Below are 15,702 nucleotides of genomic sequence, written 5' to 3' on the forward strand. Positions count from 1 at the left end.
GCAGGGCGCACCCCGTGGCCGGCGTGCGGCTGCCGCTTGCGCCGACCACTCTGGCCCGCCACGGCGGCGCGGACAACAGAGGGCGGGCAAAAGTGCCACCGGGCGCCTGGCTACGCTGGACGCCATGGACTACCTCTCCGCGATCGTGCCGCCTCTGGTGATGGCGGTGTTCTTCACCGTGCTGGTCGTGACGATCATCAAGAACCAGGGCGGCGCCAACAAGGCCAAGGAGGACGCCGCGGTCGACGCCGCGCTCGCCCGGGCCGAGGCGTCGCAGCGCACCGCCGACGCCGAGTAGGCGCGACACACAGGACACACCCGGCCGGCGGCGGCCGGGGGCTCGGGCCTGCGTACCCGCCCCAGCACAGCCTGCGCGGAGTAGCAATTCGGGCATTTCCGCTTATCGGCCCGTAGGATTCCCAGTGTGCCCCGACCGCTGGGAGAGCTCGAAGACGCCGTGATGACACGGGTGTGGGAGTGGAACCGCCCGGTCACGGTTCGTGAGGTACTCGAAGACCTGACACGGGACCGTTCCATCGCCTACACAACGGTGATGACCGTAATGGACAACCTGCGTCAGAAGGGGTGGCTCCGGCGCACCCAGGAAGGCCGCGCATATCGCTATGAGGCGGTATCGACGAGAGCGGCATACTCAGCCGCACTGATGAACGAAGCGTGGGCGGCGAGCGACAACCCCGCGGCCGCACTGGTCCACTTCTTCGGCATGATGTCACCGGAACAGCGCGAGGCGTTGCGGGACGCAATGCGCATCATCGAGTCGGGTGACCCCTCGGGACCGGGCGAAGCCGAAGGACGATAGCGTCCGCCCATGGCCCTCATGTCGAATGACGTCACGATCCGCCGCGCCCGCACCGTCGATGTCCCCGCGGTACGGGCCCTGCTGGACTCCTATGTCCGCGGCGGCATCCTGCTCGACAAGGCCACGGTGACCCTTTATGAGGACATCCAGGAGTTCTGGGTGGCCGAACGCGACGAGGACGCCACGGTGGTGGCCTGCGGCGCGCTGCACGTGATGTGGGAGGACCTGGCCGAGGTCAGGACCCTGGCGGTGGCCACCGAGCTGCACGGCAGGGGCGTCGGCCACCTGCTGCTGACCAAGTTGCTGGACACCGCGCGGTGGCTGGGAGTGCGCCGCATTTTCTGCCTGACCTTCGAAGTGGACTTCTTCGCCAAGCACGGCTTCGTGGAGATCGGCGAGACCCCGGTGGACCGCGATGTCTTCGGTGAGCTGCTCCGCTCCAATGACGAGGGTGTCGCCGAGTTCCTCGACCTCGAGCGAGTGAAACCGAACACCTTGGGCAACAGCCGCATGCTGCTGCAACTCTGAGAGATCCGGTTTGTCCGGATCGCGCTACCTCGGGCGAACCTCTTCGCGCAAGGGGTTTGTGTTTTCCGGTGAAAGGCGCTTTGCTTTTACCGTTAATCCGTTTTCGATGAAAGGGAAGCCGGTGGCACAGAAGGTTCAGGTCCTTCTTGTTGACGACCTCGACGGTGGCGAGGCGGACGAGACCGTGACGTTCGCACTCGACGGTGTGACGTACGAGATCGACCTCACCACAGAGAATGCCGACAAGCTGCGCGGGCTGCTCAACCCGTACACGGACCGTGGCCGCCGTACCGGTGGACGGGCGGGCCGCGGGCGCACCAAGGCGGTCCGCAGCGGGGGCGCTTCCGGCCCCGACACCGCCAAGATCCGTGCGTGGGCCAAGGAGAAGGGCTACGAAGTCAACGACCGCGGACGCGTGCCCGCGACCATCCGTGAGGCGTACGAGAAGGCCCACGGCTGATCCTGGGCGCGCGTTCGCAGCGTGAGCCGGTGGCAGGCGGTCGCCAGCGAGGCGACCAGTGCCGCCAGTCCGATGGGCACCCCCGATCCATCGGCACGGTCCGAGACACGCAGTGCGGGCACGGCGGATTCCACGTCTACTCCCGGCCGAGGAGGCCGCAGCCACACCGGTGCCGACCGGTCGTACGCGGCCTCCCGGCGGACCCATTCGGGATGCGCCGGGGCCCGCATCAGGGTGCCTGCGCCCAGTGCGGCCAGGTCCAGGGCGATCCCGCCCCACTCCAGCCACTCCAGCAGCCCCGGCAGCTCCTCCGCCGCGCCCGCGGCGACCAGCAGCCTGATCCGGTGGCCGTCCAGGGCGACGGGCCCCAGCTGCTCCGGCCGCGAGAAGCGGCTCAGCATGGCGAAGCCGGCCTCCGCCGGCGCGTCCAGCGCGTCGAACCGGACCCCGGTGACCAGACCGGGCGGCGACCCGGAGACCGGCCACCCCAGCTCGTGCTCGTACCAGCCCATACCGTGTGCAACTGCCACCCGCCACCAGGGTTACGCTTCGTCCCGGCCCGAATGCGCCGCGTCACGGCATGGGGGTCAGGGGATGTCCAGTCGTGTTCGCCCGTAGCGCACTCGAAACGCTGGCGCCGTGTGGATTACCGGCAGCTGAGGGTAAGAAGTACCTAGTGAGAAGGGCTGGTGTTCGAGCAGGCGGGACGGGCGTTCGCCACGGGCGTACTTGAGAACGGGGTATTCGCCTGGCCTGCGGGAACATCGTCTCGCACCATCGAGGTTGTGGGAGTGACGTCAGCCGGTAGCGCGGCTTGCCCTGTGTTTCCCTGGGGGATGCGGGGGTGATACGTGAGCGGCGCCGCTGTGCGGGACTAGCATGCGGAAGGACAGGGAGGGGACCGACCCCTCACTGCCCGACCGCTCTGAGGAGCGATTAACGATGTTCGAGAGGTTCACCGACCGCGCGCGGCGGGTTGTCGTCCTGGCTCAGGAAGAAGCCCGGATGCTCAACCACAACTACATCGGCACCGAGCACATCCTCCTGGGCCTGATCCACGAGGGTGAGGGTGTCGCCGCTAAGGCCCTGGAGAGCCTCGGGATTTCGCTCGAGGCGGTCCGCCAGCAGGTGGAGGAGATCATCGGTCAGGGCCAGCAGGCCCCGTCCGGGCACATCCCCTTCACGCCCCGGGCCAAGAAGGTGCTGGAGCTGTCGCTCCGCGAAGCCCTTCAGCTCGGCCACAACTACATCGGCACCGAGCACATCCTGCTCGGCCTGATCCGCGAGGGCGAGGGCGTCGCCGCCCAGGTCCTGGTGAAGCTGGGTGCCGACCTGAACCGCGTCCGGCAGCAGGTCATCCAGCTGCTGTCCGGTTACTCCGGTGGGAAGGAGTCGGCCACGGCCGGCGGGCCGGCCGAGGGCACCCCCTCGACCTCGCTCGTGCTGGACCAGTTCGGCCGCAACCTCACCCAGGCCGCTCGTGAGACGAAGCTCGACCCGGTGATCGGGCGCGAGAAGGAGATCGAGCGGGTCATGCAGGTGCTGTCCCGCCGTACCAAGAACAACCCCGTCCTGATCGGCGAGCCCGGCGTCGGCAAGACCGCCGTCGTCGAGGGCCTGGCCCAGGCGATCGTCAAGGGCGAGGTGCCCGAGACGCTCAAGGACAAGCAGCTCTACACGCTGGACCTGGGCGCCCTGGTCGCCGGTTCCCGCTACCGCGGTGACTTCGAGGAGCGCCTGAAGAAGGTGCTCAAGGAGATCCGCACCCGCGGCGACATCATCCTGTTCATCGACGAGCTGCACACCCTGGTGGGCGCCGGCGCGGCCGAGGGCGCGATCGACGCGGCCTCGATCCTGAAGCCGATGCTGGCCCGCGGGGAGCTGCAGACCATCGGTGCCACCACCCTGGACGAGTACCGGAAGTACCTGGAGAAGGACGCGGCCCTGGAGCGCCGCTTCCAGCCCATCCAGGTCGCCGAGCCGTCCCTCCCGCACACCATCGAGATCCTCAAGGGCCTGCGCGACCGGTACGAGGCGCACCACCGGGTGTCCATCACCGACGAGGCCCTGGTGCAGGCGGCCACGCTGGCCGACCGCTACATCTCGGACCGCTTCCTGCCGGACAAGGCGATCGACCTGATCGACGAGGCCGGCTCCCGGATGCGCATCCGCCGGATGACCGCGCCGCCGGACCTCCGCGAGTTCGACGAGAAGATCGCCGAGGTGCGTCGCGAGAAGGAGTCCGCGATCGACTCGCAGGACTTCGAGAAGGCCGCTTCCCTGCGGGACAACGAGAAGCAGCTGCTCGCCGCGAAGGCCAAGCGGGAGAAGGAGTGGAAGGCCGGCGACATGGACGTCGTCGCCGAGGTCGACGGCGAGCTGATCGCCGAGGTCCTCGCCACCGCCACCGGTATCCCGGTCTTCAAGCTCACCGAGGAGGAGTCCTCCCGGCTGCTGCGCATGGAGGACGAGCTCCACAAGCGCGTCATCGGCCAGAAGGACGCCGTCCAGGCGCTGTCCAAGGCGATCCGGCGTACCCGCGCCGGTCTGAAGGACCCCAAGCGTCCCGGTGGCTCGTTCATCTTCGCCGGCCCGTCCGGTGTCGGTAAGACCGAGCTGTCCAAGGCGCTGGCGGAGTTCCTGTTCGGCGACGAGGACGCGCTGATCTCCCTGGACATGTCGGAGTTCAGCGAGAAGCACACCGTCTCGCGGCTGTTCGGCTCCCCGCCCGGCTACGTCGGGTACGAGGAGGGCGGCCAGCTCACCGAGAAGGTGCGCCGCAAGCCGTTCTCCGTGGTCCTCTTCGACGAGGTCGAGAAGGCCCACCCGGACATCTTCAACAGCCTGCTGCAGATCCTGGAGGACGGTCGCCTGACCGACTCCCAGGGCCGGGTCGTGGACTTCAAGAACACGGTCATCATCATGACGACCAACCTCGGCACCCGGGACATCTCCAAGGGCTTCAACCTGGGCTTCGCCGCCCAGGGCGACACCAAGTCCGGCTACGACCGGATGAAGGCCAAGGTCAGCGACGAGCTGAAGCAGCACTTCCGCCCGGAGTTCCTGAACCGTGTGGACGACGTGATCGTCTTCCCGCAGCTCAGCCAGGACGACATCCTGCAGATCGTCGACCTGATGATCGGCCGGGTGGACGAGCGGCTGAGGGACCGCGACATGGGCATCGAGCTGTCCAACGAGGCCAAGGTCCTGCTCTCCAAGCGGGGCTACGACCCGGTGCTCGGCGCCCGGCCGCTGCGTCGCACGATCCAGCGGGAGATCGAGGACTCGCTGTCCGAGAAGATCCTCTTCGGCGAGCTGCGCCCCGGCCACATCGTCGTCGTGGACGTCGAGGGCGAGGGCGAGTCGGCGAAGTTCACCTTCCGCGGCGAGGAGAAGGTCACCGTGGCCGACGCCCCGCCCGTGGAGACCGCGAGCGGCCCGCCGAACCTGTCCAAGGAGGCGTGACGCCTCCGGCGCGGTAGCGCCCCCTGCAAGGGCCCGGCCCCGGACCAGCACCGCTGGTCCGGGGCTGGGCTTTCGTCACGTCCGGGGGCGGGGGACGAACGTCACGGTCGCCTTGGGCGGGAGGGCGTCGGCGTTGAGCAGGGTGAGGCCGCGGACCGGGTCGCGGATCGTGACCGAGGCCAGCTCGGCCAGGCCGGCCAGGGGGAGCAGGTCGATCGTGTCCGGCGGCCGGTGGGCGCAGAGCAGGCTGATCTCTTCGAGGCCGGGGAACAGCCCGTCGACCCCGTCGAGCGGCGGCAGCTCGTGCTGGGCGGTGAGGGACAGCCGCCGGATCCCGGGGAGCGGGGGAAATCCAGGATCGAGGTGGTCGAACATCGCGGTGCTCAGGGCCAGGGACTCGAGTGCGGCCAGGCCCGCCAGCCTGGCCCAGTCCTCCCGCAGAAGAGGCTTGAACGGGGAGTGGCAGCCCAGATGGACGAGACCGGGAACGTGCTCGATGCCGTCGAACCCGTCCATGCCGTAGGGCGTGTAGAGCTCCTTCAGAGGCAGTCCCTGCGGCAGCGTCGACAGCCCCGGCCATGGGCGTTCCTGGCCGTCGACCGCCAGGAACTCCAGGTCGCCGAGCCCGGCCAGCCCGGCCAGGTCCAGTGGCCGCGGCAGCTCGTAGAGCCACAGCTTGCGCAGCGCCCGGCGTCCCAGCGGCGAGAGATCGGTGATCCGCGAGGCGTCCAGCAGCATCAGCTCGGCCAGCCGGGGCAGCGCGCACAGCGCCGCCAGCTCGGCGTCGGTCACGGCCGGCCCCAGGTGGATCTTGGTGAGCTGCTGCGGATCGCCGATCCCGGCCAGCAGCGCGGTGGCCGAGAGGGCGCCCGCCGTGCGCACCTGGGTCACCCCGCCGAGCTCCGCGAGCGCCCGCAGCTCGTCCGCCGACTCGGCCACGTAGAGGGTCTCCGCCCTCGGGAGCCGGTCGAGGACCTCGGCCGCGTACCGCGCGCAGTCCGCGCCGTGGGGGAACTGGGCGAGAGGGCTGCGGACCCCGGCGTCGGCGTGGCCGGCGAACCGGGCCAGCAGCGGCACCGCCGCGTCCCCGCCCACGCGGTGCGCGGCCTGCACCACCGCCCGCGCGTCATCGTCCGCCAGCTCGCCGGGCCCCGGCAGCAGCTCCAGCACCATCGGGCCGACGGCCGCCAGCTCCTCGGCCTCCGGGTACGTCCGCGGGGGGATCAGGGCCGCGCCGCGGTCCTCGACCAGGCGGCGCACCTCGGGGTCCAGTTCGGTGGCGTGTTCCAGGCAGGCCATGGCCAGCAGGTGCAGGCGGGCGCGGTGCGACTTCGTGCGGTCGCCGCGGGTGACGATCTTGCGCAGCAGCCGGGCGCGCTCGCCGGGACGGGCGTGGGCGACGGCCATGCGGATCACGTCGGCCCACTGGTCGTGGTGGGCGTTGCGGGTCATCAGGTCGAAGTCGCGCTCCTCCACCGCGGCCTTCGCCGCCAGGTAGTCCTGGAAGGTGCGGTGGATGAAGTCGACGCTGCCGGCCGCGGGCTCACGGATCAGCCCGCTGCGGCCCAGCAGGTAGCGGTGGACCGCGCCGGCGTCGCCGAGGGCGGCGACCGCGGGCATGGCCGGCAGCGCGGCGCCGATCAGCGCGACCGCGTCGGCCGTGTCCATCTCCGCCTGCCGGTTCCTGACCAGCCAGTACGCCAGCTTCTGGAGCAGCTGGACCTGCGGCGCCTCGGTGAGCAGCGGCGCCAGGTCGCGCTCCTGATCGCGGCGGACCAGCAGCATCGCCAGCGCCGCGTCGTACAGCTCCTTGCGGCCGGTGGGCAGGTAGCCGCCGCGGTCGCGGTGCAGGGCGCAGATCAGCCCGCACATCAGCGGGTTCGTGGCCAGCCTGGCCAGGTCCTGCTTGGCGTGCAGGGCCTGCAGCAGGGAGCGCTCGTAGCCGTCGAGGCGGGCCAGCTCGGCCGTGTCGCCGCGGACGGTCCCGCGGACCGCGTCGTGCCAGCGGGCGGTGAAGGCCTGGACGTCGGCGCGGTTCATGGGGGACAGGGTCAGCTCGGTGAAGCCCTCGTCGGCGAGCCAGGCGTCGGCCACCGCCGAGGGGCGCGAGGTCACCAGCCAGCGGTTGCCGGGGTAGGCGGCGAGCAGGCCGCGCAGCCAGTCGCCGACGCGCTCGCGGGCCCGCTCGTCGATCTCGTCCAGGCCGTCCACCAGCACCAGGCCGCGGCCCTCGCGCAGCACCTGTTCGGCCCACCCGTCGGGCGCGGTCATAGGGACGTCGACCGCGCCGAGGAAGCCGCCGGGCGCGGGCAGCCGGTCGCGGCGGGCGAGGGTGCGCAGCGGGAGCACGTACGGGACGGTGTCCCGCAGGTGGCCCAGATGCTCGCCGAGGTCCTGCCGGGCGGCGGCGACCGCCAGCCACTGCACGAGGGTGCTCTTGCCGGACCCGGCGACCCCGCGCAGCAGCACCCGGTCCCGTCCCGCGAGCGCCTGCTCGGCGGGCAGCGAGCCGGACCCCTCTGCACCGCCGAGGACGCCGCCGCTCCGCCACGCGTTCCCGGCGGCGGCGCTCGGCGCGGCCTCCAGGCTGTAGTAGGCGGCGTCCAGCGGCCAGGTCGCCCGGCTGCGGTCGCCGACGTCGATCCCGAAGATCCGCAGGGTGCCGTGGCGCTTGGCGACGTACGCGCCGTAGCGCGGCTCGAACTCGGCGGCCTCGTCGACGAGCTGCCCGGGGGGCGGCGCCAGCCGCGGCGGAGCGACGCGGTGGGCGGTGAGCGCGGCGAGGAAGTCGTCCTCCTCGAGCAGCCGGTACAGCGGGGTGACGGTGACCCGGCCGTGCTGCCAGCCGGCGGGGTCGGTGGTGATCACGCCCAGCAGCACCCCGCGGGCGAACACGGCCGTGCCGGACAGGCCCGCGAGCGGCGAGTGGCCGTCGGGCCGCGGCGCGGGCGGGGTCCCGTCCAGGGTGAGCACGTCGCGGCCGGTGAACAGGCCGGAGCCGGGCTTGTAGGTGCCGGTCAGCTGCTCGCTGTCCAGCCGTCCCGCCGCGTCCCGCTGCACGTAGGGGAAGCCGACCGCGTCGCAGCCGGGGACGGTGCCGAGCGAGACGATCTGCGCCCAGCGGTCGCCGGCCTGCGGGAACAGGCCGGGCGGCGCCAGGTCCACCGGCGCGGCGAGCAGGGCCGCGTCGATCCCGGACGGGTCGTGCCGCCGGGACCACGCGCGGGCGCAGACCGTCTCGCCCGGCCCGCCGGGCACGGTGACGCGGGCGTCCGCCGCGCCCTCGCCGCCCTCCACCAGGTGTGCGGCGGTGAGCACCAGCCGGGGGCCGAGCAGGTAGCCGCTGCCCTGGCGTCCGCCGCAGCGGACCACGGCCAGGCGCTCCCGGAGCGGCCCGGTCCCGGCGGCCGGCTCAGCCACGCTGGGCCAGGCCGGAGATGTCGCCCTCGTCCGGTGCCCCGATCAGCGGGGCGTGGCCGGTGGCGGCGTCCACGGGCCGCAGGGTGAAGGAGACGGTGTGGGTGCGGCCGTCTGTCCGGGACAGGTCGGCGCCGGCGTCCACGACCCAGGCCCGCACCCCGCCGCGGCCCGTGCGGGCGCGCTGCAGCTGGACCGTGAAGTCCATCCGGATCTCGCCGACCTCGAACCGCAGGCCCTGTCCCGCGCCGCGGGCGGCGCCGGCCATCAGCCCCTGCCGTACCGCCTCCACGGCGTCGGCCAGGTCCATGCCGCTCACCGCCGCCGGTTCGACGTGCTCGTCCTGTGTGGTCATGCGGCAGCGCCCCCTCCTGCGCGGACAAGGGCACCACGGTAGTGGAGCCGGTGTGACCGCGGCCACGAATTCCGGCGAATTCGGAACGGGTCATGTGGCCCGGGCCACATTCCCTTGCCGGGTGAATCCATCGGAAATGGCGTGCCCGAGTGACGTGCCGCACGTGAGCCACGCCACTTACTAACCGACATAGTCGGACGCCGGGGTGCGTGGGGCTGTCCACAGGGTGGGGACGGGGGAAGTGAAGGCCCGCCAGGGCGCTCGCCCGGGCAATTCGGGCGTAACGGGAGTTATCCGCCCCGTGAAGGACGGGTTCGCCAGGGGGTCCCGCTACGAGTCCGGCTAGTAAGAGGGGTCCTTGCCGCCTCGCCGAATGCCGCGTTACCAAGGAATGGCAGCGGGCCGCAGAACGGAATCTGCTGCTCTACGGAATCTGCTGCACCCCCGATTCAGTGAGGTTATTTCTCCATGCGCAAGATCTCGACGATGAAGAACCGCACCCCGAAGTCCGTTACCCGCGGCAGGGTCGCCGTGGTGACCGGAGGTCTGGTCGCGGCGATCGCGCTGGGTTCGACCGCTGCGATAGCCGCCGCTCCCTCGGACTCCGCCCCCGCCTCGGCGACGGCCGTGCAGAAGCAGGCCGCGGACCAGAAGGCGGCCGCCGCGAAGAAGGCCGCCGACGCCAAGGCCGCGGAGGCGAAGAAGGCCGCCGACGCCAAGGCGCGCGTCAACGGCTGGGTCACCCCCACCACCGGTTACGTGCTCGGCGCCGGCTACAACCAGGCCGGCCCGCACTGGGCCCACAAGCACTCCGGCCAGGACTTCGTCGTGCCGAGCGGCACCACCGTGCGCGCCGCGCACACCGGCACCGTCGTCACCGCCGGCTGGGGCGGCGCCTACGGCAACAACATCGTGATCAAGCACGGCTCGCAGCTGTACACCCAGTACGGCCACCTGTCGAAGATCGAGGTGCACGTGGGCGAGAAGGTCACCACCGGCGAGGAGATCGGCAAGTCCGGCTCCACCGGCAACTCGACCGGCCCGCACCTGCACTTCGAGGTCCGGACCACCCCGTACTACGGCTCCTCCGTCGAGCCGCTGCACTTCCTGCGTGCCCACGGCGTCAACCCGTGAGCAGCATGATCGACTCCTGCGAGTGATCAGCATCAGCTCGGGACGGCGGAACGTTCAGTCCACCGCGACGTTCGTCTCCGCCTGAGCAACAAGATCGAGGGCGACCTCGAGGATGGCCGCGCGCTTCTCCTCGGGGTCGCCCTCGACGTTGCGCGTCACGAACATGCCGGCGTGCATTGAGAACAGCGCGGTGACGCTGCGCACCTGCGCGGCGATCGGGGCGTCGGGGTCCTTGAGCAGGTCGCCGAGCGCGGCCGTGGCGCAGCGGAACGTCTCGCCGATGGTCAGCTCGCGGACGGTGGCCTGGTTCTCCTGGATGAACCGGAACAGATCCGTGGACTGCCACAGGATCTCGCTGTAACGGCGCAGCAGTTCCTGCTTGGTCTCCAGCGTGCGCGGCTGCGCCTCGCCCCAGGCGATGAGGTCCCTGATGGGCCGGGCGAGGTCCTCGGCGATCGAGCTGAGGATGTCCTCCTTGGTCTTGAAGTGGTAGTACAGCGCGGCTTTGGTGACCTCCAGCCGCTCGGCGATCTCCCGCAACGAGGTCTTCTCGTAGCCCTGTTCGGCGAACAGGGCCAGCGCGACCTCCTGGATCCGGCGGCGCGTGTCGCCCCGGCGGGTGTGGTGCGGTGTGGCCATTGACTTGTCGCTCTCCTGCTGCACTACGCGTCACCTCGCGACGGTCGAGCGTGACGGGCCCGGTTGCACCCCCACGGTAGGGCCTTACTGTGAGGCTACGCACTTACTTGACGCCCGGCTAGTAAACACCGTAACTTGCTCACCGTACAGAACTAGCCGGGCGGCAAGTAAGTACCCCTGAACCACCGCCCTCGCACGGGGGAGGAAGAACGGTCATGTCCCAGACCGAAAATCCGGCCGCCACCGACGGACCGCGCCAGCGCAGCGTCCGTGTGGTCATGGTCGGCCTGATGGTCGCGATGCTGCTCGCGATGCTCGACAACATGATCATCGGCACCGCGATGCCGACGATCGTCGGCGAACTCGGCGGCCTGAACCACCTGTCGTGGGTCGTCACGGCCTACACCCTGGCCACCGCCACCTCGACCCCGATCTGGGGCAAGCTCGGCGACATGTACGGCCGCAAGAACATCTTCATGACGTCGATCGTGATGTTCCTGGCCGGCTCCGCGCTGTCCGGCGCCTCCCAGTCGATGGACCAGCTGATCACCTTCCGCGCCGTGCAGGGCCTGGGCGCCGGCGGCCTGATCGTCGGCGTGATGGCGATCATCGGCGAGCTGATCCCGCCGCGCGAGCGCGGCAAGTACCAGGGCCTGACCGCCGGTGTCATGGCGATCGCCATGATCGGCGGCCCGCTGGTCGGCGGCTCCATCACCGACAACTGGGGCTGGCGCTGGAGCTTCTACATCAACCTGCCGATCGGCGTGGTCGCGCTCGCGATGATCACCATCGTGCTGCACCTGCCCAAGAAGCGCACCGAGAGCCGGATCGACTACCTCGGCGCCGTCCTGCTGACCGTCGCCATCACCTCGCTGGTACTGCTCACCACCTGGGGCGGCACCCAGTACGCGTGGGGCTCCGGCATGATCATCGGCCTGCTGGTGCTGGGCCTGGCGTCGCTCGCCGGCTTCCTGTACGCCGAGACCCGCGCCGCCGAGCCGATCCTGCCGCTGCGCATCTTCCGCAGCGGCAACTTCACGCTGATCTCCCTGATCGGCTTCCTGGTCGGCTTCACCATGTTCGGCTCGATGACCTTCCTGCCGCTGTTCCAGCAGACCGTGCAGGGCGCCTCGGCGACCAACTCCGGGCTGCTCCTGCTGCCGATGCTGCTGGCCATGATGGCGGTCTCGATGGTCGCCGGCCGGGTCACCACCAGCACCGGCAAGTACAAGATCTTCCCGATCATCGGCGGCGCGCTGATCATCGTCGGCCTCTACCTGCTGTCCACGATGGGCGTGCACACCTCGCGGCTGACCTCCGGCGTGTTCATGGCCGTGCTCGGCGCCGGCATGGGCTTCATCATGCAGATCACCATGCTGATCGCCCAGAACAGCGTGGACATGAAGGACATCGGCGTCGGCTCCTCGTCGGCGACGCTCTTCCGCACGATCGGCGGCTCCTTCGGCGTCTCGCTGTTCGGCGCGCTGTTCACCCACAAGGTGCAGCACGGCATGGAGAGCGGCGCGGGCGGCAAGGGCGCCGCGGCCACCCAGGGCGGCGCTCAGCTGGACCCGGCGACGATCGCCAAGTTCCCGCCGGACATCAAGGACGCCTACTTCCACGCGGTGGCCTCCGGTACCCACGTGGTGTTCCTGTGGGGCGCTCTCGTCAGCATCGTCGGCTTCATCGCCGCCTGGTTCCTGGTCGAGACCCCGCTGCGCGGCGCGACCTCCAAGTCCGCCCCGGCCGCCGAGGAGGCGCCGGTCCTGGCCGACGCCCACTGACCCTCCGGGCCTCCCCGCCCCCGACCCGACGGCCGGACCCCCACCAGGGGTCCGGCCGTCTGCGTTCTCGGCGTTCTCTGGGTTCTCGGCGTTCCGGCGTTCTCCTCGCGCCCCTCGGGGGCGTCAGTCCTCGGTGGCCGCGGGAAACAGGCGCTCGACGGCAGCCACGACCGCCGCCCGGCGGTCCGCGAGGAACGACGCGCGTGCCGCGTCGTCCGGGGGCAGCAGGTCGGGTTGCGCGGCCCAGGCCATGGCGATCTGGTTGACGAGGACAAGGACGTCGATCGGCGCGAAGGCGGAGTCCAGCCGACCGGTCTGCTGGGCCCGGCGCAGTTGCTCGATCTTGCCGGCCACCGACCGGCGGATGGCGTCGTCGGGCGGAGAGCCGTCCGTTCCCAGTTCGAGCTGTCCCCACCGCATGAGACGGAAGTGCTCGGGATGGTCGGTGAAGTAGTCGTGGATGCGCCCCGCGTAGCCGGGCAGGTCGGCGGGGTCCAGCCGGGTCGCCTTGGCGACCGCCGTCAGCTCCTGCGCGGAGACGAAGCGGTAGAGGTCCTCCTTGCCGGCGAAGTAGGCGTAGAAGCGCTCTTTGCTGGTCCGCGCGCCCTTGGCGATGCGGTCGACCCGGGCCCCGGCGATCCCGTACCGGGAGAACTCGTCCTTGGCGGCGCTGACGATGCGGTCGCGGGTCGAGTCTGCGCGGGGCGGAGGCGTCATGACTCCACGCTACTCGACCGAACCGTTCGGTTTGGTCGTGGGCGGTGCAGGGCGTAGGGTTCAAACCGAACAGTTTGGTGTGACATCGAGGAGGCTCCATGCAGCAGCGGACACTCGGCACCCAGGGCCTGACCGTCTCGGCCCTCGGCTACGGCGCGATGGGCCTGACCATGGCCTACGGTCCCGGCGACGAGGAGGCGGGCGTCGCGGCCGTTCGCCGCGCCCACGAGCTGGGCGTCACCTTCTTCGACACCGCCGAGCTCTACGGGTGGGGCACCGGCTCCAACGAGACCCTGGTCGGCAAGGCGGTCAAGGACTTCCGCGACGAGGTGGTCCTGGCCACCAAGTTCGGCTTCACCTTCGAGGAGCGCGGCTTCGGGCTCGACAGCCGCCCGGAGAACATCCGCAAGGTCGCCGACAACAGCCTGCGCTACCTGGGCGTCGACCGGATCGACGTCTTCTACCAGCACCGCGTCGACCCCGCCGTGCCGATCGAGGACGTCGCCGGAACCGTCAAGGAGCTCATCGACGCCGGCAAGGTCGCGTACTTCGGCCTCAGCGAAGCGGGCCCGCAGACCATCCGCCGCGCGCACGCCGTCCAGCCGGTCTCGGTCCTGCAGAGCGAGTACTCGCTCTTCGAGCGCGACGTCGAGCAGCTCTTCCCGACCCTGGAGGAGCTGGGCATCGGCTTCGTCGCCTACTCGCCGCTGGGCCGCGGCTTCATCACCGGCACCGCCAGGCCCGCTGGCGAGTACGACGCGACCGACATGCGCAACACCGACCCGCGCTGGCAGCCCGGCAACTTCGAGAAGAACGTCGAAGCCGTGGAACGACTCGGCCGGCTGGCCCGCGAGAGGGGCATCACCGTCTCCCAGCTCGCCCTGGCCTGGCTGCTCGCCCGGGGCGAGCACATCGTCCCGATCCCGGGCACCCGCAGCGCCGCCCGCATGCAGGAGAACGCCCACGCCGCCGACGTCGCCCTCACGGACGAGGATCTGGCCGCGATCCGCGAGATCCTCCCGACTGGCGGCTTCGGTGCCCGCTACGCCGAAGGACAGGTCCCCACCTGGATCTGAAGCGGGCGAAGCCGGCCGCGTCGCCGACCGGCCGGACCAGGCGGTGCGGCAGCGCCGGGTCTAGCGCGGCAGGAGGAGCTGGGAGACCGCGCCGCCGCCGTCCTCGGGCGGGGCGTTGCGGAAGGTGAGGCGCGCGCCGAGGACGCGGGCCTGGCCGGTGGCGATGGTCAGGCCGAGGCCGTGGCCACTGCCGGAGCGGTCGCTGCTGCCGGTGCGGAACCGGCTCGGCCCCTCGCGGAGCAGGTCCTCGGGGAAGCCGGGGCCGTGGTCGCGGACCCGCAGGAACGGGCCGTCGACCACCACCTCGACCGGCGGCCGGCCGTGGCGGCCCGCGTTCGCCAGCAGGTTGCCGAGGATCCGCTCCAGGCGGCGCGGATCGGTCTGCACGACCGCCTCCTCCTCGACGGTGACCTTCGCCTCTGGCGCGAGCGCCGGCACCCGGCGCCGCACGAACTCGCCGAGCGCCACGTCCGCCAGGTCCGCCTGCTCGGCGGCGCCGTCCAGCCGGGCCACCTCCAGGACGTCCTCGACCAGGGTGCGCAGCGCGTGCACCCGGTCCCTGACGAGTTCGGACGGGCGGCCGGGCGGCAGCAGTTCGGCCGCGGTGACCAGGCCGGTGACCGGGGTGCGCAGCTCGTGGGCGATGTCGGCGGTCACCCGGCGCTCGGCCTCCAGCCGCAGTTGCAGCGCGTCGGCCATGGCGTCCACGGCCCGTGCCAGCTCGTCGGTCTCGTCCCGTACCCGGCGCCCGCCGATCTCCTCGCGGACCCGCACGTTGTTGTCGCCGTCGGCCACCCGGCGGGCGGCCGACGCGGCCTTGCGCAGCCGCCGCGACATCCGGCCGCCGATCAGCACGCCGAGCGCGGTGCCGACGCCCACCACCGCGATCGAGCCGACCACCAGCGCCTGGTCCAGGTCGACGAGCACCGAGTAGCGGTCGGTGAACGCGCCCTTCAGCGACAGCACGTGCCCGTCGTTCAGCGGCGTCTCCGCCCACACGGTCGGGGCGCCGTGTTTGTTCTCCTGCACGAACGTGGCCCGCTGGCCCTTGGCCGCGTACTCCTTCAGCGGCTTCGGCAGCGCCGGATCGTCGATCTTGGCGAAGAACGCCGGGCGGTTGGTCAGCTCGTAGATCCGCAGCGCCGACTGGACCTTCTCGTCCTGCACGTCACGGGTGCTGTTGATCATGCTGACCCGGGCGGCGTTGTGCACGACCAGGCTCAGCGCGACGGCCACCAGCGCCGAGACCACGGCGATCGCCGCACTCAGCTTCCACTGCAGGCCACTGCGGAAGAACGCGCGCATGC

General features: G+C 71.0%; 14 protein-coding genes. 8 read left to right on the forward strand and 6 right to left on the reverse strand.

The window, feature by feature from the left end; genetic code table 11:
• The first annotated feature begins 124 nt into the window (after positions 1-124).
• The 4 genes from ACH4TG_RS36250 to ACH4TG_RS36265 all read left to right on the forward strand — a co-directional run bounded on the left by ACH4TG_RS36250 (position 125) and on the right by ACH4TG_RS36265 (position 1,808).
• The gene (locus tag ACH4TG_RS36250) at positions 125-298 is read left to right on the forward strand and encodes a hypothetical protein (RefSeq protein ID WP_398246930.1); all 174 of its coding nucleotides are present in this window, start codon (positions 125-127) and stop codon (positions 296-298) included.
• A gap of 126 nt (positions 299-424) precedes the next feature.
• On the forward strand, positions 425-820 hold the full coding sequence (locus ACH4TG_RS36255; RefSeq protein WP_398246931.1) for a BlaI/MecI/CopY family transcriptional regulator: 396 nt from the start codon (positions 425-427) through the stop codon (positions 818-820).
• Positions 821-829: 9 nt separating this feature from the next.
• Positions 830-1,348 (forward strand): amino-acid N-acetyltransferase, encoded by a 519-nt coding sequence (locus ACH4TG_RS36260; protein ID WP_398246932.1) that lies wholly within the window; start codon positions 830-832, stop codon positions 1,346-1,348.
• 121 nt (positions 1,349-1,469) lie between these two features.
• Positions 1,470-1,808 carry an Lsr2 family protein gene (locus ACH4TG_RS36265; RefSeq protein ID WP_398246933.1) on the forward strand — a complete coding sequence of 113 codons (339 nt, stop codon included), beginning with the start codon at positions 1,470-1,472 and terminating at the stop codon, positions 1,806-1,808.
• Here the strand turns inward: ACH4TG_RS36265 and ACH4TG_RS36270 are convergent.
• The gene (locus tag ACH4TG_RS36270) at positions 1,739-2,338 is read right to left on the reverse strand and encodes an SCO3374 family protein (protein WP_398246934.1); all 600 of its coding nucleotides are present in this window, start codon (positions 2,336-2,338) and stop codon (positions 1,739-1,741) included. The genes ACH4TG_RS36265 and ACH4TG_RS36270 overlap by 70 nt on opposite strands.
• A gap of 412 nt (positions 2,339-2,750) precedes the next feature.
• Between ACH4TG_RS36270 and ACH4TG_RS36275 the strand changes: the two genes are divergently transcribed.
• Positions 2,751-5,273, forward strand: a complete 2,523-nt coding sequence (locus ACH4TG_RS36275) for an ATP-dependent Clp protease ATP-binding subunit (RefSeq protein ID WP_398246935.1) — start codon at positions 2,751-2,753, stop codon at positions 5,271-5,273.
• 75 nt (positions 5,274-5,348) lie between these two features.
• On the opposite strand, the gene ACH4TG_RS36280 is transcribed toward ACH4TG_RS36275, so the two are convergent.
• Positions 5,349-8,693, reverse strand: a complete 3,345-nt coding sequence (locus tag ACH4TG_RS36280) for an NACHT domain-containing protein (protein ID WP_398246936.1) — start codon at positions 8,691-8,693, stop codon at positions 5,349-5,351.
• Entirely contained in the window at positions 8,686-9,045 is a 360-nt protein-coding gene (locus tag ACH4TG_RS36285) for a trypco2 family protein (RefSeq protein ID WP_398246937.1), read from the reverse strand. The genes ACH4TG_RS36280 and ACH4TG_RS36285 overlap by 8 nt, the downstream gene beginning before the upstream one ends.
• A gap of 468 nt (positions 9,046-9,513) precedes the next feature.
• Here ACH4TG_RS36285 and ACH4TG_RS36290 point away from each other — a divergent pair, with 468 nt between their 5' ends.
• Positions 9,514-10,179: a M23 family metallopeptidase gene (locus ACH4TG_RS36290; protein ID WP_398246938.1), complete on the forward strand. Its 666-nt coding sequence runs from the start codon at positions 9,514-9,516 to the stop codon at positions 10,177-10,179.
• 54 nt (positions 10,180-10,233) lie between these two features.
• On the opposite strand, the gene ACH4TG_RS36295 is transcribed toward ACH4TG_RS36290, so the two are convergent.
• Complete coding sequence (locus ACH4TG_RS36295; RefSeq protein ID WP_398246939.1) at positions 10,234-10,818, reverse strand: TetR/AcrR family transcriptional regulator; 585 nt, start codon at positions 10,816-10,818, stop codon at positions 10,234-10,236.
• A 215-nt stretch (positions 10,819-11,033) separates the two neighbouring features.
• On the opposite strand from ACH4TG_RS36295, the gene ACH4TG_RS36300 reads away from it, so the two are divergent.
• On the forward strand, positions 11,034-12,602 hold the full coding sequence (locus ACH4TG_RS36300; protein WP_398246940.1) for an MDR family MFS transporter: 1,569 nt from the start codon (positions 11,034-11,036) through the stop codon (positions 12,600-12,602).
• A gap of 123 nt (positions 12,603-12,725) precedes the next feature.
• On the opposite strand, the gene ACH4TG_RS36305 is transcribed toward ACH4TG_RS36300, so the two are convergent.
• Positions 12,726-13,319 carry a TetR family transcriptional regulator gene (locus ACH4TG_RS36305; RefSeq protein ID WP_398246941.1) on the reverse strand — a complete coding sequence of 198 codons (594 nt, stop codon included), beginning with the start codon at positions 13,317-13,319 and terminating at the stop codon, positions 12,726-12,728.
• Positions 13,320-13,417: 98 nt separating this feature from the next.
• On the opposite strand from ACH4TG_RS36305, the gene ACH4TG_RS36310 reads away from it, so the two are divergent.
• On the forward strand, positions 13,418-14,395 hold the full coding sequence (locus ACH4TG_RS36310) for an aldo/keto reductase (protein ID WP_398246942.1): 978 nt from the start codon (positions 13,418-13,420) through the stop codon (positions 14,393-14,395).
• Positions 14,396-14,455: 60 nt separating this feature from the next.
• Here ACH4TG_RS36310 and ACH4TG_RS36315 read toward each other — a convergent pair whose 3' ends face one another.
• Positions 14,456-15,700 carry an ATP-binding protein gene (locus ACH4TG_RS36315; protein ID WP_398246966.1) on the reverse strand — a complete coding sequence of 415 codons (1,245 nt, stop codon included), beginning with the start codon at positions 15,698-15,700 and terminating at the stop codon, positions 14,456-14,458.
• Positions 15,701-15,702: the final 2 nt, after the last annotated feature.

The organism is Streptomyces sp. NPDC020917, assembly GCF_044333795.1.
Lineage (GTDB): Bacteria > Actinomycetota > Actinomycetes > Streptomycetales > Streptomycetaceae > Actinacidiphila.